Below are 22082 nucleotides of genomic sequence, written 5' to 3'. Positions count from 1 at the left end.
TTGTCAATATAATCTGTACTTATTTGCAAGAAATCAAGGAAGCATAAGAATATAATTGTTGTTTGTTGCAGATATCTTCTTTCATAGCCTGCCATTAATTGGCAGTTTGATATCATCCGGTAGAAAAATGTATATCGCAATTTGCATATTTTCTACATTAAGTCTTCTTGTTTTTCATGAAAAGGAATTACTTTTGCATTGTATTATCAATATACAGTAATAATATCAAAAAAGGAGGTCATAGGAACAGACAGAAACGAACGGAACGCAAGGGGATTTTGTACGCCCGGAAGAGCTGCAACCCGCAGGTTTAAGTTAAACAAACAACGCCGCACGGAAAGAAAATGCGGCACAAACAACAAACCTAAAAGAGCGTATCCATTCACTGAAACTTGAAAACGAACATATAAATATATATTGAGCTTTTAGCTCTTGTTCTCTTCATTCAGAATACCGCCAATATTCATCTCCGAGGACAAGCAGACTGAAAGTTCACGCTCATGGGGCGTGGACTATTCTGTGCTTGTGGGAGATAAGGTCACTTGGCGGTAACCATGAATGAAAGCAAGCGGAAAGAATGGTTGCACGCCTTTTTTTATTAATATTTAATATCATGAAAAGAAGTATTTTCAAAAAGCAGGCCGGGGCTTTGTGGCTTATGGCTGCAATGGCCGTAGGTTGCGGTGAAGCGCCTCCTCCGGTGCACGAAGTGGAGTTCGATTGCAAGGTGCTGGATTTTTTCGACGTCAGCATGAGGTTGCAGTGGGACAGCATTCCCGGAAGCGTAAGAGCTGAATACTGTTCAATGATGGTTTCGATGCTTTCCTCGCCAGATGACAGGCTTCTGTTGAAAGGAAATATCGAGGCCGACAGCACGATGGTGCTTACGGGCGAACACAGCCGTAATTTTATTCTTCCGAATGGAAGTAACAAGCATATAGAGCAGAAGGATGAATGGAAGTTGCGCCTTTGCAGGACTGACGGTGATTCGCTTGTGCTCACCGGAGAGGTGTCGTCCGACGGACAGTTGAACGGCAGTGTAAGAATGATGGGGAAGGAAAATTCACAAACGGATAAACAATGATACGTATGAGGACATCGATAACGTACGTCATGGCAAGGAGAGTGATGGCATTTTGCGGGATACTGCTTTGCATCGGTTTTACGGCTTCGGCACAGCAGAAACTATATACCGTGACAGGGAAGAATGTGAACATGAGGGAAAGTCCCGTGACGGGCAAGGTTATACACACGGTCGGCGAGGGGAACAGTTTTCTCGTACATGAGGACAAGGACGGATGGATAGGTTTCTGGCACGATAAAAAGTATGGATACGTGTCAAAGCAGTTCGTCAGGGAGGTGAAGACCACGAACTTCTCGCGCAGGTTTCTCGGGAGCAACTACCTGGGCAATTCGAACATGTACGACAACGGCTATTCTTTGGCTACGCTCAAGGAGAGAGACGGCTATGTAATACTGAGCATCACGGACTACTCGGACTTAGAGCAATTCGGCGGCATGCGTGCGCAGACAAGTTGGACGTACGTGGGCTTGCCATACGGCGAAGGCGTGCTCCTCACCCACATGCCATATCCTTACTACGGCGACGTGCCCGTCAAGGACCAGCTGACGGACGACTGCAAGATAGACGGGGAGGGGGATTTCCTCTTCGTAGGTGAGGACGGCAGTCTTTACACGCCCATCTGGTCGTTCGGGCCGCAGGAAGAGACAACAGCGGTCAGCGAACCGAAACTGACGGAGCGCAGCCTTTTCATGCTCCGCGGCGATGTGAAAACGATGAAGATTGTCCGCGCATATCCCAAAACTCTTTTGGACGGAACGGAGGCACCAATCTGCAACTTCGCATACGAATGCATGTTCTCGCCGTCGGGAGACTTGAATAGCGTCGTCAGACGTGACGGCAACGGCAAGAAGATTGCCGGATACCAGTTTGTTCAAAGCGGAGATATCATTAATGTGAAAGGAACACGATATGATCAGGACTTTACCGCCGACTACAAGCGCAAGATTTCAAACTACAGCATCTCGTACTCCGGAGACTGGGAACTTAAAGAAATAGGTGCCGGCAGCATTGACGGGATGTACAACTTCGATATGAACAGACACATGCCCGCGCAGTCATTCTATGAGTACTTTCCACCCTTCATGATTAATGGAGAAGGAGAGGGCGATGGAATGACCTATACATACGGTGACAACCCGACATCGCCAACGCACATAAACATGGACCTTCAATACGGCGGCGACGGATGGTATTACGACGCGGAGATAAAAGGCGTGAAGGCCGACGCACAGGGCAACTGGACGGAGCGCAGGGCATACGTGGACAATGAACTGTTTTTCATCGAACGCCGGTTTATCACCTATTACGGTGGGTTGTAGGCCGATACCGGTGTCGCCCCCCCCCTGTCTATACAATCGCTGAACAGATGCCGGAATATCCTGGAGGAACGAGAGCGCTGATGATGTTCATTGTCCGGAACATGAGGTATCCTATGTTATGCTTCACGCTTTACTGATAAGCATTCAGTTTCTTTTGTTTTTGATTTTATAAGTCATTGCTCCGATCTGACTTATAAAATCAAAAACTTATAACGGACAAACCTGTCTGTCTGTGCCTCCATCTGTTCTCTCGTAGTCCGTTCGTCCGGCCTTGAAGTTCAATGGCTGGACCCTGATTCAGATATGCGCATTTTCAAACTCACTTAACAATTGAATCTCGCTCGGCAAAATGTAATGCATATATTCATCTACCATTAAAATTGTACCTATGATACTTAGAACTATACGAAACAAAGACTTTTATGCTGGTTTTCGGATAATTAGTTGTAATTTTGCACTTATGAATAAAAATGTTTTTACTGATTGATAATATAGTAGTTATCATAACAATGGATCTGAATACTCTGATAACAGAATGTACCGCATGCGATTTTAAGTTGATGCTTGAAGAAAAGAAGCCTAAGAGCTGGTTGAAGAGCGTAAGTGCTTTCGCCAATGGTTTAGGTGGCTCACTTTTCTTTGGTATTGATAATGATGGTATCGTCAGAGGTCTTGATGATGTACAGCATGTGTGTGAAACTATCAGTAGTAAGATTCGTGACTATATGGATCCTTTACCAGAGGTGGAAATGATCCCTCATAATATAGATGGTTTACATGTATTGCAACTCAAAGTCATTGCAGGGCATTATACTCCGTATTACTACGTTGGTGATGGTCTGCGCATAGCCTTTGTTCGTGTAGGTGATGAGAGTCTTCCTGTCACGGCAGAGCAAATGGTACGTTTGGTACTTAAAGGTTCTAATAAAACCTACGATTCCCTTCATACGAATTATAAGATTGAAGACTATGCTTTCACGATAATAGCGAATGCTTTCAAAGACCGTACTAAACAAGAATGGGATAAGAAGTATCTATTATCGTTCGGGCTGGTAACCAGTACTGGTTACCTTACTAATGCAGGAGCACTGTTTGCCGATGATTGTCCATTATGGCAATCTCGCCTATACTGCACACGATGGGATGGAAAGGAAAAGGGTGATGCCATCAACGATGCAGAGTTCACAGGCAACATCCTCATGCTGCTTCGTGAGGCTATGAACTTTGTGAAATCCAACACTAAGAAAGGCTGGGAGAAACTGCCCGATAGACGAAAGAACAAACCTGAATATGCAGAACGTGCCGTTCTTGAAGCTATGGTTAACCACTTTATCCATCGTGACTATACGGTGATGGGTGGTGAAGTACATCTTGACATATTCGATGACCGACTCACTGTAACATCCCCTGGCGGAATGTACAATGGCATGCTGATTCAAGACATAGACATCGCAGACGTTTCTTCCGAAAGACGTAACCCTATCCTTGCAAATGTAATGGCTCAGCTTGACTATATGGAGAAACGAGGCAGTGGACTTACACGCATCTGCAATGAGACAAAAGCATTGGATGGGTATAGGGACGAACTGAAGCCCATATTCAAATCAACCCCGACCCAATTTCAGACCATCATCTTTGCCTCTTCCGACAGTTCGAATGTCGGAGATAATGTCGGAGATGTGTCAGAGACAAAACTCTCTGAACGTCAACGGAAAATCCTTAATATAATCAAAGAGTCTCCGACAATAACTGGTAAGCAAATGTCGGAGACATTGTCGGTGAGCCAACGTACCATCGAGCGTGACCTTTCTGCTTTACAAAAGAGTGGAATACTGAAGCGTGAAGGCAAGGATAATGATGGTTTTTGGGCAATCGTGAAAAATAATGTCAACTGAAATTATGGGTAGTCAATACAAAGTATTTTTCTCTTGGCAGTCTGAGGACAAGAAGAGCAGAAAGACATTAGATGTTGCTCTACAAAACGCTGTGGAAGCATTAAATGATAGAGGCATAAGGCTTGAGATTGACCCTTCTACATTGGGTGAATCTGGTATGCCATCTATAGATCAGACGATTCTAAGGAAAATAGATGCTAGTGATATATTTCTTGCAGATGTAACTCCAGTGATAAACTATCAGAAGACGTCTGGGAATGGGATGCAAGTCAGTAAGGAAGTGCCTAATCCTAATGTTCTTTTAGAATTGGGATATGCTATGAGTGCTTTGGGAGTAGGATATGTTATTGTTGCGGCTCGTCAGGGTAATTGGGGTCCAGAAAATATGCCCTTTGACATTAATCATCGTGCAATATATAGTTTCACTTCTTCCAACTGTGACCTGACTTCACGCATACTTGAAGTTATTGAATATATCAAGAGGAATGGTAGGCATAGGCATTTAGACAAGTCATATCTTATCAACTGGATAGAGAAACAATATGAAAAGCTAAGACCCTCTAAACCTGTCATAGAGCCAGTTATCTCTGAGAAATCAACATTGTTTTTCAGAAGAAGAATGGCAGAGGCTTTTCCTGGCTACAGAGGTTTGGTTGAATTTCAGAAGATAAGAGACATTCAACGTCACTTGTCCAAGTTATTGGATTCCCCCATACAATTTAAGAAAAGTATTATTGGGGTAAATGATCCAATTTGGTGGTTCAGAGCAGGCTGTGCGTTAAACATTACTAATTTTAGGCATTTGAATAGGCGAAAGTTTCTAATAGAATGGGATGAATTGGTGATTCGTAGAATTGTGGCCTTTATTGATAATGGGCGTTATTATTTGAACTATGTGTATGTGGAAGCACAAGGTGAGAAACCAACAGGACTTTATAACCATTATACATCAGAAAGAATTAAAGCACTTAAAGAAGACCTTGGTGGTTTTGTAGATGAAGAGTACGCAATATATAAGCGTTGTGCGTTTTTTTGTAAGAAAGTAACTAAACAAGAAGAAGATGATGGCTCTACTAAGATTTTGGGTAGGCTTATAAAAATGAAAAGAGAATATGTTGAGACTATGTGCCGATTCCTAACGGACTACAATTTCATCATCGCAGCAAAAGGCTCTGCTTCTAACAATGCTGTATTTGACAGAACATCGGGAGATTATTTTAAAGGTCTGTTGGATGGCACTATATCTATTGAAGCTTTTCATGAATATATGATGCAGTTTCCAAAACCAAACAATGAAATGTAAGACAGAAAGAGAAAATTTTCGCATGAATCCACTGTTAAAAACACTCGCTTGAGCAATTATGCCGAGATATACAGCTTTGCTTATGTAAAGAAGAAAAGAGCTATTACCTTGGCAACTCACCATCTTTGTACTACTTGACTTTATTCATCTCTTATATATAGCATTAAGTCAAGAAATCAATTTAGGTCGATACAAACAGATGGTGTGGTTTAAACCGACCCCATTCCATGCAATCCACTTTACTTTATACTTCTTAAATATACAGACTATAAAGCGAAGTTGCCTTTATATCCATATATGGGAATGGGTATCGTTTCAACCGCATCCCATTTTATTTTCTTTTTTGACTGTCTTCTCTTATTTCTCTTTCCTCATTTTGTCATCCAAACCTCATATTTAGCGTGAAAGCAGGTTAAAATCGTTAAATCTTCACTATCCTTAGACCTATAAGTAAATTCTAGTTCACTTTTCTACCGTATTAACTGCATATAATAGGCAATCAAATACTTCCACATACCATGGTTGTATAGTAATAAACATTGTTTGGAAGAATAGGCATGTTTAAAAGTCGTTGTGATTTGCTTTAAAATTCGTATCTTTGTATAGTAATAAACATCCATCGCGCTCGATGACGCTTGTGCTGTCGTGTTGTGATTTGCTTTAAAATTCGTATCTTTGTATAGTAATAAACATCTTTTGGGTAGAACGATACTTGAAGTGACATGTTGTGATTTGCTTTAAAATTCGTATCTTTGTATAGTAATAAACATCGTGGCGAGAGAAATAACGCCGCAGTGGCGAGTTGTGATTTGCTTTAAAATTCGTATCTTTGTATAGTAATAAACATCGATTGTTACGGTTATTAGAACGGTTGGAGGTTGTGATTTGCTTTAAAATTCGTATCTTTGTATAGTAATAAACATCAAAGCATTTATAATGTTATGACCGTAAGGAGTTGTGATTTGCTTTAAAATTCGTATCTTTGTATAGTAATAAACATCATCAATATTAACAGTAGTCATCACCTGGCGTTGTGATTTGCTTTAAAATTCGTATCTTTGTATAGTAATAAACATCGGAAAGTGTGGGAATGACCATCCCCGGTGTGTTGTGATTTGCTTTAAAATTCGTATCTTTGTATAGTAATAAACATCACAAGTGAAGTAAAGTGGTGAAAGACAGAGATATACAGACACAAATAGAAAAGAAAAAATGTTGTCTTATTAATGGGATTTTGTTATATAACAAAATCCCATTAATATAAAGATTCCATTAATAGCATATATTGATATATAAATAGATAGATAGGAATTAATCTAAACTGCCGTTAATTAATATTTTGTAAGGTTAAAAGATTAGAAAAGTTCAAGTTGCTGTCCTGGTGCATTTGTGGCAAGATGTTTTGAACCATAAAATACTTTTATGTTACCAAATTGTTTGTCTGTAATACAAATTATTGCAACATGACCATATTGAGGTAGGAAGGATTTGACGCGTTTAATATGTACTTCTGCATTTTCCATACTAGCGCAATGACGAACATATATAGACATTTGAAACATAGTGAAACCGTCACGCTGCAGATTCTTACGGAACAAAGTATACTCTTTTTTGTCTTTCTTTGTCTCGGTCGGTAAATCAAAAAATACCAATATCCACATAACACGATATTCACTAAAACGGTTCATAACTATGATTTTATATTTCTGGATATGATATTCGTCGTAATTCTCCATTGAAACAACGGTATAATGAAGCTGTAGTTTGACTTACTGCTATCATCAGTGGACTGCGTTTCCCATTTATTATAACATCTGTTGTTGGTATGGAAAGAAGGCGTATTTTCATCTCTTTTGTAAGTTCTTGAATATTATCATATCCATATTCTTTTATCAGCGAGAATACTATTTCATCCACATACGGACGGTATGGCTCCATAATGTCATCTGCCAGACAATAAGCGTTATATCTGTTGTGATGATGTATGCCAAGTGTTGGAAGCATTCCGCTTGAAACCAGAGCACGGGCTACAACAGCACGCAGTATCGCATATCCGTAATTAAGAAGATTATTTGGCGGGATGCCTTCACGGTCGCGTGTAAATCCATCCAGTTCCTTGATGCCGGAGAAAATAGTTTTCCAGTAATATGCTGCGGCACGTCCTTCAAGATTATCCGTATCTCCACTCTTTACATCGTTCTCCCAGCGTCTCATGTTCTTTATTTCCTTTCCAGTGCAAATAGTTAGAACGGAAGTCTGATTTCTTATTTTTGCTTTGACAGTCTGCTGCCACAATTGTTTTTTCAATGGTAGCGAAGCGTCTATTTGGTCGCGGAACCGTTCACTCTGAACGGTGTTTCCACACAGAGGCAGCATAAGTCCGACAGGCATGCTTCGTTTGTCGCAGGTTATAATGGCACTGTTGGTCTCAAGCAATGCTTCTAACAGCCCCTGTGTAATGGTTACTTGTTTGTTGTCTAGAACCACTATTCCTATGTCTTCTATAGGTTTGGTAATTTCTCCCTGTTGTTTCATACGTTCTGGGAGTGTTTCATTTTTTGCGATTTCCGGAAGTTTTATCACCATCTGTCCTAACTTTAATGACAGATATGCAGGATTGCCGAAATATAGTGTTTTCTTTATCATGATATTCCAATATTTAGTATTCACCTACAGATACTATTTGACCGATATGATTGACGCGGACTTTAATTATTTTATTTATTCCGTTTAATGATGTTATTCTTTTCCATGTAATTTCTTGTAATTCATTATTGTCATCAACAGTTGTTTCGAGATGATGTCTAAACACATAATATTTACTTGCCAGCTTCTGTACTCTGAACAAGTTTTTGCTAATCTCTGTGTAGTTGTCGGGATTAAGCAGATCTGTTTCACTTGGATTAAATCCCGTTTCAGTATTAGGAAAAACAAAATATTCATTCTGTTTCATGGTAAAAAGGAATTGCCATCCATCTGTTTTCCTATAGTTCTTGTCTATAATCGGCATATTCATATTTGCACGCATTGTTGCTTCATAGAATGATACAACGTTCTCCTGCAAATTATCTTCCGCATCGCGGTATATTGCAACATGATGATTATTGCTTGTACTTACAAAGTCGGCCGGCTGTCTTTTCCCTTCACTGTCAAGAATAAGCTTTCCGGTATTATCATGTTTGTCATGTAGTGCCACGGCATTATTCACACCACGTATAGTCACGCGCTTTATTGAAATACCCTTTTCTTTATTCAGCCATATTGGATTATAGTCAAGATTGACAAATGCTTTTTTCGGGTCGTTGTCATATTCTTTAAGACGTGCTTTTAATATTTCACGCACATGAACATCTATAACTTTTTCGAGTTTCAAATCTGGGGTTATTTCTTTTCTTTGTGTATATATACCCTCAAGAGTCACAATCTTGACTTTTTCCGGAACACATTCTGTGTGCATTTCATTTAGGAAAAGCGGTTTCTTCTGCAAACTGTTGCTTCCCGTAAATGCTTTTTTTGCATTTCCGTCAAAGCTTTTTAGTCTTGCAAACAACGCATTGCGGTATTTCAGATTTGCAACTGTAGCTATTTTCTCTTCTGTAAATGCCGCATTCACTTTTTCTTCTTTTACGGTATATTGCCTAATTTTTCCGTATATCGTCTCGTTATGCAATTTACCTCGTGGAGTCAACTGTATTTTCTTGTTCTTTCCATTCTTTTTCTTAGATATGTTTTTATTTTTTGTGACGACCTTGTTCTTTGACTTTATTGAAACAAGGACGTTTTCCAGATGACGTTTTGCCTCAGCCCTAAGTATATCCAACGGCATGGGAGGGCAGAACTTAAGCTTGCCTTTGTCGCGATAAAGTTCTTGTTTCTCTATAGCATATATGTTTCCTCCCTTGTCATTTTTTGCGTTTAGGTTGTTGAGATATTGAATGTGGCTGTGTTTTGTGAATGCAATTGTGAGTGCATCCATTGCGTGGTGACGATGGTCGTTGCGCTTTGTCCAATTCGTAATTTTACGTATTCTTCTTCCGTCCCTGTCTTCTATAATCTCTGTTAGTCCGAGCTTGTTGTATTTGTTCCAGTTAAGTTCTTTCATCACATCAACCAGTTGCCAGTCTTCACGCAGACGTGAAGTTACAGAGCCGGTGGTTGGTACCACTTCCCTGACAATCTCTTCCAATATTTCCCGTGCTTTCTTTGCGATATATTGAGATTCTCGTAAATCACGGTTGATAAATCCATCTGGTATGTCGGCTTCTTTCATCATCAGCTTATCTCGCTTGGTTTTACTTATCACGCCATCGCGGAAAAGTTTGTCTATTTTGCTTACATAATCTTTAATTTCTTCAGCATTATATTTTTCACATATAAAGTCGTATGCTGTTTTATTGCTCTTCTCTATATTTATATCACGGGTCTCTATCGTCTTATTTGAGAATGAGTCGTCAAACAGTTTTGCTTGCGGTATGATATGCTCAATGTCGAATTCTTTGCTGAAAAGTTTTTCCTTAGAAATATACGTGTTTGAATATAGCGTTTTGTGTCCGTTCTTCTCGAGTTCCATATATAATTTATATCTTATAATATCATTTCGGCTTACGTTTTTTATACCAAATTCTTCTTGCAATATGTTCCGAAAATCTTCGTGTTCTTTTGTTGTCCGGTTTATGGCTTTTGTCATTTCCTCACGTTCTTTGGCACTTTTCTTCAGTTCACGTGCCATCTCTATACGTATCTCGTCCGGTTTACCGTACATTGTGATGATACTGTTTACTATGTTTATCATTTGATTGAGGATTTTCTCTACCACAGGATTGCGTAGGCTGTTGCGCGGTAACTGTTCCAGCCTATCTTTTAGCATCTTGTTGTCAAGTTCTTCTTTCGTAAGTGACTTTTTCGAATGTCTGTATCCAGCAGATTCACAAGCCATGCTGTATTCTTGTCCATTCTTCATGTAAGGCAAGATTTTGCGTATTGCTTTTGAACTGAGGTTTCCATAATCTTGTTGTAATGTTGCTTTAGCTATTATCGCAGCATACTCCTTGTCGAAGCCATATAGTTCTGATATTTTCCCGATAAGTTTTTCATTACCGGATTTTGAATTGTCACCGGTAAATGAATACAGTAGATGCCAGAGCATATATGCCGGTTGTTTTTCATATGCCTTTCCTTTTATAGAAGAGTCAAAATGAAGAATGTCAATATTAAATCCAAGGTCACAGAAGACGGGCTTTACTATATTCATGATTTCGTCTGTTTTCATTTTTGGGAAATCATATTTACCGTGTCCGCTCATATCTATTATTGTCTGATAAGCTTTGAACAATGCAGCCTGCGTACGGTTTCCTTCTATTTCCTTGAAATTAAGATCTAATTCCTCTGTCTTATTGAATAAGAGTTTCAGAACATCATTCTTAGACATTTTTTCCTTGATATTCAATTCTTTGAATAATATTTCTTTTTCTTCCTGATCAAGAAAACGTTTACCGTGTTTCATTTGGCATGTTGTTCCGAACAGATCTGTATATTCTGTCGGAATAACCTTCCCCGAAACCTGGATATTGTTAATAATATGCCAAATCTTGAATTCTTGAAATAATGGAGATGATTTTGGACAAACGCGTGAACCGACGGTTATTTGTCTGGTTTTCCCATCCACGATAATCTCCATTTGCTTATTTTCAAATTCACAGAAACTTATGAGGCCTTTTTGTGATTTCAATGCTCTTTGATAGAATATGATCACATCGCGTATTTCGCGTTTTAAGTCTTTTGTAAGTTCTTTATGATATATAGCCTGGTTTTCCCATATTCGTTCAAACTCGTCTAAATAATCCTGTCTATAGAACACTTTATTCTTTAAACTGTAATTAGGATTGGCATTTAGTTTTTCCATAAGATACTGTCCCACGGTCTGTCTCTTGAAATACAGTTCTTTGCTTCTGTCGCTTATTTCTCCGAGATAGCCGCTCGAATTGTTTATCTGTCCGTTGATTTTTTGCAGGACAATCGCAAGTCTTTCAAGATTCATTTTATGTGATAGACTATCCTTGCGCCATTCATAGTTTTCTCTTTTTTGTTCGTCTCCTTTTGTTTCACGCTTTATTCCTGTAAGTGAGAACGGTTTGGCACATATAGCCCATGTCTGCTTTTCGTTCTTGTCATACAGTTCTACTCTCAGAGTGTCTGTAAGTATCTCCGGATAAAACTGTTTTTGAAAGTTCCATATTCTGTCAAATTCTGTAATCAGATCTGAACGGTAGAAATCAGGTGTGTATCTTTTCCCGTTTTTTATATTTTGGAACATGAATTCTCCCGGAGTGAGATTTTGGCTGTACATCTGTATGGCAACATCCATTCCGTCTATAATTCTTCCATCTTCATTAGCTTTTATTTTGCGTGAACTTTTGTATCCGCGTTTTTTGTTTATCATTAGCAATACTCTTGCAAATTCTTCTAATGATATTTGTTCCGTTGCAGCCTTTGCCCTGAGATGGAAGGTCTCAAATGTCGATTTGTTTCCTTGTTCCGTCAATGTTGTATCTTCTTTTATGAGACCGTTGGATTTCATTATTTCTATAAGATTGTTGCGCCTCAGTTTGTAGCGTTGTAAGTTGCGTCGCATACTGCGCTTCATGGTTCTATCGGCATTTGTTGTTAACTGTTTGCCTGCCTTAAAATCGCGTTGCTCCTCAGCGGTGAGTGGGGTTACCCTGACTCCGAGTTTTACTATGGAAGACTCTTCGCCTTCATGTTCTTTTTCGTTAACGACAGCCCATCCGATACTGCTTGTTCCTAAGTCGAGGCCTAATATCTTTTTCATAATTTCCGGTTTTTCTGATTTAAGTTGTTGACATTGTTATGGTTCTTTTGCAAATATACGAAAAAAATAATGAGTAAAGTCTATGTATATAAATATTTTTTTAATACCTTTGCAATGAATTTTAAGCAAATCACAATAAGGATTATTCCGTTGTGAAAACACTCAGGTTGGCCCATCGTCCTTAACGGTGGGTTTTTATTATATGGTAATGTCCATTTTCAAAAAGAATAGAGTTGTGCTTTGGGCACTTCATAAGTATTTCCATGAAATGGCTAAACGCAGTATATATTGTGAAGTGATTTACCTGCTTGATGAAGTCGGTCGTGACATTTCGGTATTTATAAGCCTGAAAACTTTTCGTTAACCGAAATTAGAATATCAAGCTTTTTGAATACAGCTATGGCGGGAAAAGGAGAATAAATATGCCAAAATAAATAAAACTTTCTATTGATAAATTGCAGAATCTCCGGTATCAAAAAATCTAAGCAGTGTGGGTGGAATGTCAAACTGATGGCATTTTAGTTTGTCGAGTTTATCCTTTCCACTGGCTGTAAGAGAAAGAAATACCAGACGCTTGTCATCTTTGCCGAATTTACGTAACAGTAGTTTTCTGCGTTCCAGGGCTCTGATTACCTTAGAGGCGTTTGACGCACTGAGGCCTGTCTGGCCGGTGACGGTCGAAGCAGTGATACTGTCAGTGCCGATGGCACACATAACCATTGCTTCATTGAGCGACACACCATGAGTGGTCTGCAGTTCATTTTCGAGTAATGAGAGAGCTTTATACAACTCTCTCATTACACATATACATTTTATTTTTTCCATTTCCTGTATTACGCATTAATATGCGATAGATTTTGTTTATATGAAAAGATTTACGTTGGCCTTTTCGGCACGTTCCATATATGAAGCCACACCGCCTACAATAACATTATCGAGCAGCTCTTCGTGCTTTATGCCCATCACTTCCATCGACATCTGACAGGCAATGAATTCCACACCGGAGTCGATAGCATTCTGCCTAAGAGTCTCAAGTGAGTCAACGCCCTTTTTGGCCATAAGAAATCTCATCATCTTTCCTCCGATGCCCATCATGTTCATCTTCGACAGGCTGAGTTTCGTGGAGTCGGCAGGCAGCATCCATCCGAACATCTTGCCCCAAATATCTTTCTTTACCTGTGGCTTGACAGATTTCTTGATGGCATTAAGTCCCCAAAACGTAAAGAATATACTTACTTTCTTACCTGTGGCGGCAGCCCCATTGGCAAGTACAAATGTGGCGAGTGTCTTGTCGAGGTCATCGCTGAATAGAATGAATGTCTTGCCGGTGTTGCCGGTCTGTGGATTGTCATCCTTGACCATGCATGACGCAGACTTTTTTATTTCTACTGTATGTATTCCTTTTTCCGATTTCTTGTTGAGGAAAATGTTGCCAGTTGTGCGACACCATGCTTCGGCATCGCGTGGAAAGCCAGCATCGGTGGCTTTCACTTCCAGTGTCTGTTCTACTGTTAGTTTTTCCATTGCCTGCTTTAATTTCAGGATGGGCCCGGGGCATTGTAATCCGCATGCGTCTAACCGTATGATTGGAGAATGGCTGTTATGTGGACTCCCGGCACATTCGCATGTCTCACTTGTTGTGGTAAAGCCGTCTGGGGCAGGCATCTTTGCAGTTGAGGCTTTGTAGGTTTTCAAGCCTCCGATGAGATTGAACACATCGTTATATCCGTGACCTTTCAGAATGTTCGAGGCCAGATAACCTCTGAGTCCGACACCGCAGAACAGCCATACAGGTTTGCCGGACGGTATTTCCGATATTCTGTCTCGCAGGTCGTCAAGCGGTATGTTTACAGCTCCGGGTATCGAGCCTAATGCTGCCTCATCTGCTGTGCGTACATCAATGAGTGTGACTTTGGACAGGTCTGCTTCCTTGAGTTCACGCCAATAGAGTGGATTCATCTTTCCGCTGAGGATATTGCCGGCAACATATCCCGAAATAGCCACCGGGTCTTTTGCCGAGGAGAATGGCGGGGCGTAGGCGTGTTCCAATTTTGTAAGCTGTTGTACGGTGCATCCCTGTTTGATGGCGAGGGCATATTGGTTTATGCGTGTATCCACACCGTCATATCCCACTATTTGTGCTCCGTAAAGCTTGCCGTCGGATGGAGAGAAGGTAATCTTTATCGCCATCTGTAGCGAACCTGGGTAATAGCCGGCATGAGAGCCGGAGTGAATAGTTGCGGACAGATAGGGAATATCCATTTGTTGCAGACGTTTGGCCGGCAGTCCGGTGGATGCCACAGTTATATCGAATATCTTGGCGATGGCCGTGCCTATAGAACCTTCGTATTTCACATTGTTGCCTTTCACCATGTTGTCTGCAACGATGCGTGCCTGCCGGTTGGCCGGTCCGGCAAGGAAGTTGAGCCATGGCTTTTCTGTTATAGGGTGCTTGTACTCTATGGCATCACCGACAGCGTATATGTCACAGTCAGAAGTCTGAAGATATTCGTTGACGTATATGCCGCGCATCTCGCCAAGTTGCAGTCCTGCTTCTTGAGCCAGTTTGGTTTCTGCTCTCACACCAATAGAGAGTAACACCATGTCGGTTTTAAGTTCTATACCTGATTTGAAGTGTACTGTCAGTTCTTCACCTTCTTGTGAGAATGATTCCACGGCTTGTTCCAGGTATAGTTTTACGTCATGTTGCAGCAGATGTTCGTGCACTAATGCGGCCATGGAGTAGTCTATGGGGGACATTACTTGTGGAGCCATTTCTACAACGGCTACCTGTGCTCCGGCAAGACAGAGATTTTCCGCCATTTCGAGTCCGATAAATCCTCCGCCTACAATCACGGCACGTTTCACGTTGTGGTTTTCTACGTATGCCTTTATCCTGTCTGTATCATCCACATTTCTCAACGTGAAAATACCTTCGGAGTTTATGCCTTCCAATGGAGGGCGTACGGGTGATGCACCTGGCGATAGGAGCAGTTTGTCGTATGTCTCGGTATACTCTTTTCCCTCTGTGGTTTTTACGGCTATTTCTTTCTTCGTCCTGTCGATGGCTATGACTTCGCTTCCTGTTCTCACGTCAATGTTGAATCGTCTGCCGAAAGTCTGCGGTGTCTGTACGAAAAGACGTTCGCGCTCCTCAATAACTCCACCTATATAATAAGGTAGTCCGCAGTTGGCGTATGATATATAATTGCCTTTTTCGAAGAGGATGATTTCTGCATCCTCTGTCAGTCTCCTGATACGTGCGGCAGCAGTCGCACCGCCTGCCACACCACCTACAATTAGGTATTTGCTGATTTTGCTTTCGCTCATATTCTAAATATATTATTCGTTGATAATTAATCTTTTAAAATACTTTCCATTGGAAATTATTGCAAATGTATATTATTGTTTCCCATTTTCAATGCTTGTTGTGGAAAATATATGGTTTATTAACATATTATGTTCATACAAGGTCTTGTCATAATACTTCTGTATGATAGTCATGAATTGCCTTCAATAGTATGTCTGCCAATGACTTTTAAACGAGTTTCCGTCAAGTGTTATTCTTTAGTGGTAACACTGTGTTTATTTGAATTTTTATAAGAATAATTTTTATTGTTATCTTTCACAAGCTTTTAAATATAATAAAATTAGAAAATATGGCATCAGTAAAAGTTAGATTCAGAGAATTGTCGGTTGACGGTGAAACCGGCTGTTTGTATTATCAGGTAATATGTCGGAGAATTGTTCGTCAGGTTTATACCAATTACAGGATTTTAAAGTCGGAATGGGATACAACGACTAAAACAATTAAAGCATCTTTTGTTAATGAAGGCATTGGTACGCGAGAGGAATATCTTAGATTTGTGTGTAGACGGGTAAATCTGGAGTTGTCACGTTTTCATAGAATTGTAGTGTCTTTGGATAATGGATTGCAGGCATGTACTGCAGATGATATTGTTAGGCGTTTTGAGCAGGCAACCGTAGAGCAGTCTTTACCCTGTTTCATGCGAGGCATAATAGCTCAACTGAAACTTGTCGGAAAATGCAGGACATCAGAGACATATAAGGCTACATTAAACAGTCTTATCAGGTTTGCCGGTGAGAATACCATTCTTGATGAAATAGATTCGGACTTCATGATGGGGTATGAGGCTTACCTTAAATCCCGTCAGATATCGATGAACACTGTATCTTTTTATATGCGGGTGCTTCGTGCAGTATATAACCGTGCCGTTGAAAAAGGACTTACCGTTCAGAAATATCCTTTCAGACATGTATATACAGGAATCGGCAAAACCGTGAAGCGCGGAATGTCTATAACTTATGTCAGGAAGATAAAGGAACTTAGTCTGCCATGCAATTCCGCGCTTGACTTTGCCAGAGATATTTTTATGTTCAGTTTTTATACGCGCGGAATGTCGTTTGTCGATATTGCCTACCTGAAAAAGTCAGACCTTAAGGACGGAATATTGACATATAAGCGCAGAAAGACAGGACAGCAACTTATAATAAAGTGGGAAAAATGTATGCAGGAGATTATAAATAAGTATCCACAGAATGTTACGGAGTATTTGCTTCCTATAATCCGTTATCCTGAGAATAAGCGAAAACAGTATGATACCGCTCTTCACCTTGTGAATAGCCAATTGAAAAGGATTGCTGTGCAGATACGGCTTCCGATAAAGCTTACAACTTATGTCGCCCGCCATTCGTGGGCTGGCGTTGCAAAGAGTAATAATATTCCGTTGTCTGTAATCAGTGAAGGTATGGGGCACGATTCCGAGAGTACGACAAAGATATATCTTGCGTCATTGGACACTTCCGTTATAGACAAGGCTAATGAACTGATATTAAAAAGTATATGATGAGGACTGGATTTTCTCAAGGGTTCAATACATAATCCATACCGTTTTTTGGTTGATAGCTGTATGAATGAGATAAATTCCGGTTAAGGTTTTACGTGCCGTGTATTGTTTCTTCCGGAAATAAATACACGGTTTTTATGTGAATGTTAGTTGTCGTTAATGGAATCTCGTGGATTTTATGTAAATTTGCATGTTATATGCCTCATAATGCGGTGGTTTTGAAAGCAGATGGTGTGTGATTCTGGTTCTTTCCTATTTTTATGAGGCATCCCAGTATACATAATATTATATAGCATCTTTATGATACATGAATATCAGATAAGGGTTTTCCCGCAGGTAGCCTCGAATGAGGGCACAATAAAAGATTATATCGCACGTGAAAAAGGTTTTGATGTACGTACCATATATGGAATAAGGGTATTGAAAAGAAGTATTGATGCCCGTCAGCGTATTATCTATGTAAATTTGAAAGTCAGGGTGTATGTCAATGAGATGCCGGCATGTGACTCCTATATAAAAACAGAGTATGGAGATGTTTCAGATGCTGATGAAGTAATTGTTGTGGGTGAGGGGCCAGGAGGCCTTTTTGCTGCATTGCGCCTTATTGAGCTTGGACTGAAACCAATCGTTGTTGAACGTGGAAAGAATGTAAGAGAAAGGAAAAGAGATCTTTCAATGATAACCAAGGCGCAGAAGATTGACAGTGAGAGCAATTATTGTTTCGGTGAAGGCGGTGCCGGTGCTTATTCAGACGGTAAGCTATATACCCGGAGTAAGAAAAGAGGAAACATTGAGAAAATCCTAAATGTTTTCTGTCAGCATGGAGCATCGGAAACGATTCTTGCCGATGCACATCCGCATATAGGTACGGACAAACTTCCGGGGGTGATAGAGAATATGAGAAATACTATACTGAAATCCGGAGGTGAAGTTCATCACCAGACCCGCATGGACAGGCTCGTCATATCAGACGGTTCTTGTTCTGAACATGCTTTCGGTGCCGGCCGTCGGGTTGTTGGAATAGAGGCAACAGATTTGAATACCGGGCGTGAGATAATGTTTAAGGGGCCTGTAATATTGGCCACCGGACATTCTGCACGTGACGTTTACCGTTATCTTAATGATGCGAATGTTGAAATTGAGGCAAAGGGCATTGCTGTGGGAGTGCGTTTGGAACATCCTTCAGAACTGATAGACAGTATTCAATACCATAGCCGTCAGGGACGTGGGAAATATCTTCCTGCCGCCGAGTATTCTTTTGTTACACAGGTGGCCGGCCGTGGAGTATATTCTTTTTGTATGTGTCCGGGAGGGTTTGTCATACCGGCGGCAACCGACAAACAGCAGATAGTGGTAAACGGAATGAGCCCGAGCAACCGTGGAGGCCGGTGGTCTAACAGTGGAATGGTTGTTGAGGTCAGGCCTGAGGATGTCAGTGGCGATGGTGCTCTCCGTATGATGTGTTGGCAGGAAGAGATCGAACGGAACTGTTGGCTGCAAGGAAATATGAAGCAGACGGCTCCGGCACAGCGTATGGCCGATTTTGTGAACAAACGTCTGAGCTATGACTTGCCTAAAAGCAGCTATGCTCCGGGACTGATATCGTCTCCACTTCATTTTTGGCTTCCGCAGCATGTCGGAAGTCGCCTTCAGGAGGGATTCAAGACATTTGGAAAGATGTGTCACGGATTTCTTACAAATGATGCTGTGATGATAGGTGTTGAGACACGCACCTCATCTCCTGTAAGGATATTACGTGATTCCGATACGCTTATGCATGTCGGAATAGCCGGACTGTTCCCGTGTGGTGAGGGTGCCGGATATGCAGGAGGAATTGTTTCTGCCGGTGTTGACGGTGAACGGTGTGCTGAGCGTTGTGCGTCTTTTTTAGGTAAAAGTTTTGTGGAATAAAAAAAAATGATTACCTTTGACTGCTATTATCGTGACCTCTTCTCGACAGACCGAAAGCTTTATACGGGCTTAGAATGGCGTTAAGAACGCTGTCTTAATAAAAAAAGGTTGCTTATGCATAGCATATCATTGTCGTATGAATGTTGCCTTAAAATGGCCAAAACAACAGGTTTAAGCGATTATAATGCATAAACACACGAAAATGACATCGAAGGATGTTTGTATAAATTAAAGAGCATAAAATAATAATATATTTTACAAATGGATCAGACAATCGATCAAGACAGAATTATTAAAATCAATATTGAGGAGGAGATGAAATCCTCTTATATCGACTATTCCATGTCGGTGATAGTCGCGCGTGCCTTACCCGATGTGCGTGACGGATTCAAGCCGGTTCACCGTCGTATCCTTTATGGTATGATGGGGGTAGGAAACACAAGTGACAAGCCATATAAGAAATGTGCCCGTATTGTAGGTGAGGTGCTTGGTAAGTACCACCCGCACGGAGATAGTTCCGTGTATGGGGCTTTGGTACGTATGGCTCAGGACTGGAATATGCGGTATACGCTTGTTGACGGTCAGGGTAACTTCGGATCTGTGGATGGTGACTCTGCAGCGGCTATGCGTTATACGGAGTGCCGTCTGTCAAAAATGGGAGAGCATGTCATGGACGACCTTGAGAAAGATACCGTAGACATGACGAACAACTTTGACGACTCTTTGCAGGAGCCTACAGTAATGCCTACAAAGATTCCTAACCTTCTTGTAAATGGAGGCAACGGTATTGCCGTAGGTATGGCAACGAATATTCCGACCCATAATCTTGGAGAGGTAATTGACGGTTGTTGTGCATATATAGACAATCCGGATATCGATACCGACGGGCTTATGGAGCATATCAAGGCTCCGGATTTCCCTACCGGTGCGTATATCTATGGTATACAGGGAGTCAAGGATGCCTATGAGACCGGTCGTGGCCGTATCGTGATGCGTGCAAAGGCCGAGATAGAAAGTGGTGACACTCACGATAAGATTGTTATAAACGAAATACCTTATGGAGTAAATAAGGCCGATCTCGTGAAATACATTGCCGACCTCGCTTCAGAGAAGAAGATAGAGGGGATAAGCAATGTGAATGATGAGTCAGGGCGTCAGGGCATGCGTATAGTTGTTGATGTAAAGCGTGATGCAAATGCAAATGTAATACTCAACAAACTCTTTAAGATGACGGCACTGCAGAGCTCATTCTCAGTGAATTGCATTGCTTTGGTAAAAGGGCGTCCTAAGCTTCTTTCCCTTAAAGACTGTGTCCGCTATTTTGTCAGTCACCGTCATGATGTTACGATACGCCGCACACAGTTTGACTTGAAGAAAGCCCAGGATCGTGCACACATACTTGAGGCTCTTATCGTAGCCTGTGACAATATAGATGAGGTGGTGCATATTATACGTGCCTCAAAGACGCCCCAAGCTGCCATAGAGGGGCTGAAGAACCGTTTCGGTTTTGATGACGTACAAGCTTCTGCTATTGTGGATATGCGTCTGAGGCAACTCACGGGACTGCAGATGGATAAGTTGCATCAGGAATATGATGACCTTGAGAAGCTTATTGCACGTCTTCAGGCTATTCTTAATGATCCGGAGCTTTGCAAGCAGGTGATGAAGGAAGAATTGCAGGAGGTGAAGGAGAAATACGGTGACGAACGCCGTACGGAGATAAAGTATTCAAGTGAGGAGTTTAATGCCGAAGACTTCTATCCGGATGATCCTGTAGTGATAACCATCAGTCATCTCGGATATATAAAGCGTACGGCACTTACTGAATTCCGTGAGCAGAGTCGTGGAGGCGTCGGGAGTAAGGGCGCGCATACGCGTGATGAGGACTTTACTGAATATATTTATCCGGCAACGATGCACAACACGCTGTTGTTTTTTACACAGAAAGGACGATGCTATTGGCTGAAATGTTACGAAATTCCGGAGGGGGCAAAGAACGCAAAGGGACGTGCTATCCAGAATCTTCTGAATATAGAGCCGGATGATGCCATTAATGCTGTGCTTAGAATAAAGAAATTTGATGATGAGGAATTCTTGAACACCCATTATGTGGTATTTGCGACAAAGAACGGTGTCATAAAGAAGACATGTCTTGAAGCGTATAGCCGTCCGCGTGCCAATGGTGTTATAGCGATAAACATTCTTGATGGTGATCAGGTTGTAGGAGTGCGTCTTACCAATGGAAATAATGAACTGGTGCTTGCCAACAGAAATGGACGTGCAATCAGATTCAATGAAAAGGATATCCGTACAATGGGCCGTGTATCTACCGGTGTGCGCGGAATGCGTCTTGACGATGGTGACGATGAGGTTGTAGGAATGGTCTGCGTTAATGACCCGCAGTCGGAAACGATAATGGTGGTTAGTGAAAACGGATACGGAAAACGCAGTGATGTTGAGGACTACCGTAAGACATCACGTGGCGGAAAGGGTGTAAAGACACTGAGCATCACAGAGAAGACCGGGCGTCTTGTGGCAATAAAGGTTGTGACAGATGAAAACGATTTAATGATAATAAACAAGAGCGGAATTCTCATTCGTCTGAAAGTTGCGGATGTGCGTGTGATGGGACGTGCGACACAAGGAGTGCGTCTTATAAATCTTACGAAGAAAAACGATACGATAGCAAGTGTATGTAAAGTGATGAGTGCTTCAGATGAAGAAGTTGTCGAGCAGGAGAGCGAAGGTGCATTTGAACATGACGCAGGGAATACGGATACGGCAGAAAACAATTCTATTGCATCGAATAACATATCGGATAAAGATACGGCAGATAGCAATGAGGCCGTAACAGGGATTGAATAATGTAAAAC

Annotated in this window: 12 protein-coding genes and 1 CRISPR repeat array; of the genes, 7 read left to right on the top strand and 5 right to left on the bottom strand. The window is 41.2% G+C overall.

The window, feature by feature from the left end; genetic code table 11:
• The first annotated feature begins 613 nt into the window (after window positions 1–613).
• From HPS56_RS07690 to HPS56_RS07675, 4 genes are all read left to right on the top strand, one after another.
• A complete protein-coding gene (locus tag HPS56_RS07690) occupies window positions 614–1084 on the top strand; it encodes a hypothetical protein (RefSeq protein ID WP_172275584.1) in 471 nt (156 codons plus the stop codon).
• Window positions 1081–2403, top strand: coding sequence for an SH3 domain-containing protein (locus HPS56_RS07685; RefSeq protein ID WP_172275583.1), 1323 nt, complete (start codon window positions 1081–1083; stop codon window positions 2401–2403). Before HPS56_RS07690 ends, HPS56_RS07685 begins: the two co-directional genes overlap by 4 nt.
• Before the next feature lie 470 nt (window positions 2404–2873).
• Complete coding sequence (locus HPS56_RS07680) at window positions 2874–4298, top strand: ATP-binding protein (protein ID WP_172275582.1); 1425 nt, start codon at window positions 2874–2876, stop codon at window positions 4296–4298.
• A complete protein-coding gene (locus HPS56_RS07675; protein ID WP_172275581.1) occupies window positions 4288–5601 on the top strand; it encodes a hypothetical protein in 1314 nt (437 codons plus the stop codon). Before HPS56_RS07680 ends, HPS56_RS07675 begins: the two co-directional genes overlap by 11 nt.
• Before the next feature lie 570 nt (window positions 5602–6171).
• Window positions 6172–6755: a CRISPR direct-repeat array (repeat unit 47 nt; unit sequence GTTGTGATTTGCTTTAAAATTCGTATCTTTGTATAGTAATAAACATC).
• Between the two features lie 201 nt (window positions 6756–6956).
• On the opposite strand, the gene cas2 is transcribed toward HPS56_RS07675, so the two are convergent.
• The 5 genes from cas2 to HPS56_RS07650 all read right to left on the bottom strand — a co-directional run bounded on the left by cas2 (window position 6957) and on the right by HPS56_RS07650 (window position 15760).
• Complete coding sequence (gene cas2 / locus HPS56_RS07670; RefSeq protein ID WP_172275580.1) at window positions 6957–7289, bottom strand: CRISPR-associated endonuclease Cas2; 333 nt, start codon at window positions 7287–7289, stop codon at window positions 6957–6959.
• A gap of 10 nt (window positions 7290–7299) precedes the next feature.
• Window positions 7300–8247, bottom strand: a complete 948-nt coding sequence (cas1, locus tag HPS56_RS07665) for a type II CRISPR-associated endonuclease Cas1 (protein ID WP_172275579.1) — start codon at window positions 8245–8247, stop codon at window positions 7300–7302.
• A gap of 13 nt (window positions 8248–8260) precedes the next feature.
• On the bottom strand, window positions 8261–12430 hold the full coding sequence (gene cas9 / locus HPS56_RS07660) for a type II CRISPR RNA-guided endonuclease Cas9 (protein WP_172275578.1): 4170 nt from the start codon (window positions 12428–12430) through the stop codon (window positions 8261–8263).
• A 444-nt stretch (window positions 12431–12874) separates the two neighbouring features.
• Window positions 12875–13255: a MarR family winged helix-turn-helix transcriptional regulator gene (locus HPS56_RS07655; RefSeq protein WP_172275577.1), complete on the bottom strand. Its 381-nt coding sequence runs from the start codon at window positions 13253–13255 to the stop codon at window positions 12875–12877.
• Window positions 13256–13291: 36 nt separating this feature from the next.
• On the bottom strand, window positions 13292–15760 hold the full coding sequence (locus HPS56_RS07650) for an FAD-dependent oxidoreductase (RefSeq protein WP_172275576.1): 2469 nt from the start codon (window positions 15758–15760) through the stop codon (window positions 13292–13294).
• Window positions 15761–16089: 329 nt separating this feature from the next.
• On the opposite strand from HPS56_RS07650, the gene HPS56_RS07645 reads away from it, so the two are divergent.
• From HPS56_RS07645 to gyrA, 3 genes are all read left to right on the top strand, one after another.
• Window positions 16090–17298, top strand: coding sequence for a tyrosine-type recombinase/integrase (locus HPS56_RS07645; RefSeq protein WP_172275575.1), 1209 nt, complete (start codon window positions 16090–16092; stop codon window positions 17296–17298).
• Window positions 17299–17598: 300 nt separating this feature from the next.
• Window positions 17599–19209, top strand: coding sequence for an NAD(P)/FAD-dependent oxidoreductase (locus tag HPS56_RS07640; RefSeq protein WP_172275574.1), 1611 nt, complete (start codon window positions 17599–17601; stop codon window positions 19207–19209).
• Between the two features lie 261 nt (window positions 19210–19470).
• Window positions 19471–22074, top strand: a complete 2604-nt coding sequence (gene gyrA / locus HPS56_RS07635; protein WP_172275573.1) for a DNA gyrase subunit A — start codon at window positions 19471–19473, stop codon at window positions 22072–22074.
• The last annotated feature ends 8 nt before the right edge of the window (window positions 22075–22082 follow it).

Origin of the sequence: Xylanibacter muris, assembly GCF_013166605.1 — a bacterium.
Classification (GTDB): Bacteria; Bacteroidota; Bacteroidia; order Bacteroidales; family Bacteroidaceae; genus Prevotella; species Prevotella muris.
Note: the sequence above shows the minus strand (reverse complement) of the source record. Positions and strands in the feature narration are given on the sequence as shown.

Bases quoted from the DNA above. Each gene is read 5' to 3' on its own strand.
- HPS56_RS07645 (WP_172275575.1), top strand. From the start codon at position 16,090: ATGGCATCAGTAAAAGTTAGATTCAGAGAATTGTCGGTTGACGGTGAA.
- cas2 (WP_172275580.1), bottom strand. From the start codon at position 7,289: ATGAACCGTTTTAGTGAATATCGTGTTATGTGGATATTGGTATTTTTT.
- HPS56_RS07640 (WP_172275574.1), top strand. From the start codon at position 17,599: ATGATACATGAATATCAGATAAGGGTTTTCCCGCAGGTAGCCTCGAAT.
- cas9 (WP_172275578.1), bottom strand. From the start codon at position 12,430: ATGAAAAAGATATTAGGCCTCGACTTAGGAACAAGCAGTATCGGATGG.
- HPS56_RS07690 (WP_172275584.1), top strand. From the start codon at position 614: ATGAAAAGAAGTATTTTCAAAAAGCAGGCCGGGGCTTTGTGGCTTATG.
- HPS56_RS07655 (WP_172275577.1), bottom strand. From the start codon at position 13,255: ATGGAAAAAATAAAATGTATATGTGTAATGAGAGAGTTGTATAAAGCT.
- gyrA (WP_172275573.1), top strand. From the start codon at position 19,471: ATGGATCAGACAATCGATCAAGACAGAATTATTAAAATCAATATTGAG.
- HPS56_RS07680 (WP_172275582.1), top strand. From the start codon at position 2,874: ATGTTTTTACTGATTGATAATATAGTAGTTATCATAACAATGGATCTG.
- HPS56_RS07650 (WP_172275576.1), bottom strand. From the start codon at position 15,760: ATGAGCGAAAGCAAAATCAGCAAATACCTAATTGTAGGTGGTGTGGCA.
- HPS56_RS07685 (WP_172275583.1), top strand. From the start codon at position 1,081: ATGATACGTATGAGGACATCGATAACGTACGTCATGGCAAGGAGAGTG.
- cas1 (WP_172275579.1), bottom strand. From the start codon at position 8,247: ATGATAAAGAAAACACTATATTTCGGCAATCCTGCATATCTGTCATTA.
- HPS56_RS07675 (WP_172275581.1), top strand. From the start codon at position 4,288: ATGTCAACTGAAATTATGGGTAGTCAATACAAAGTATTTTTCTCTTGG.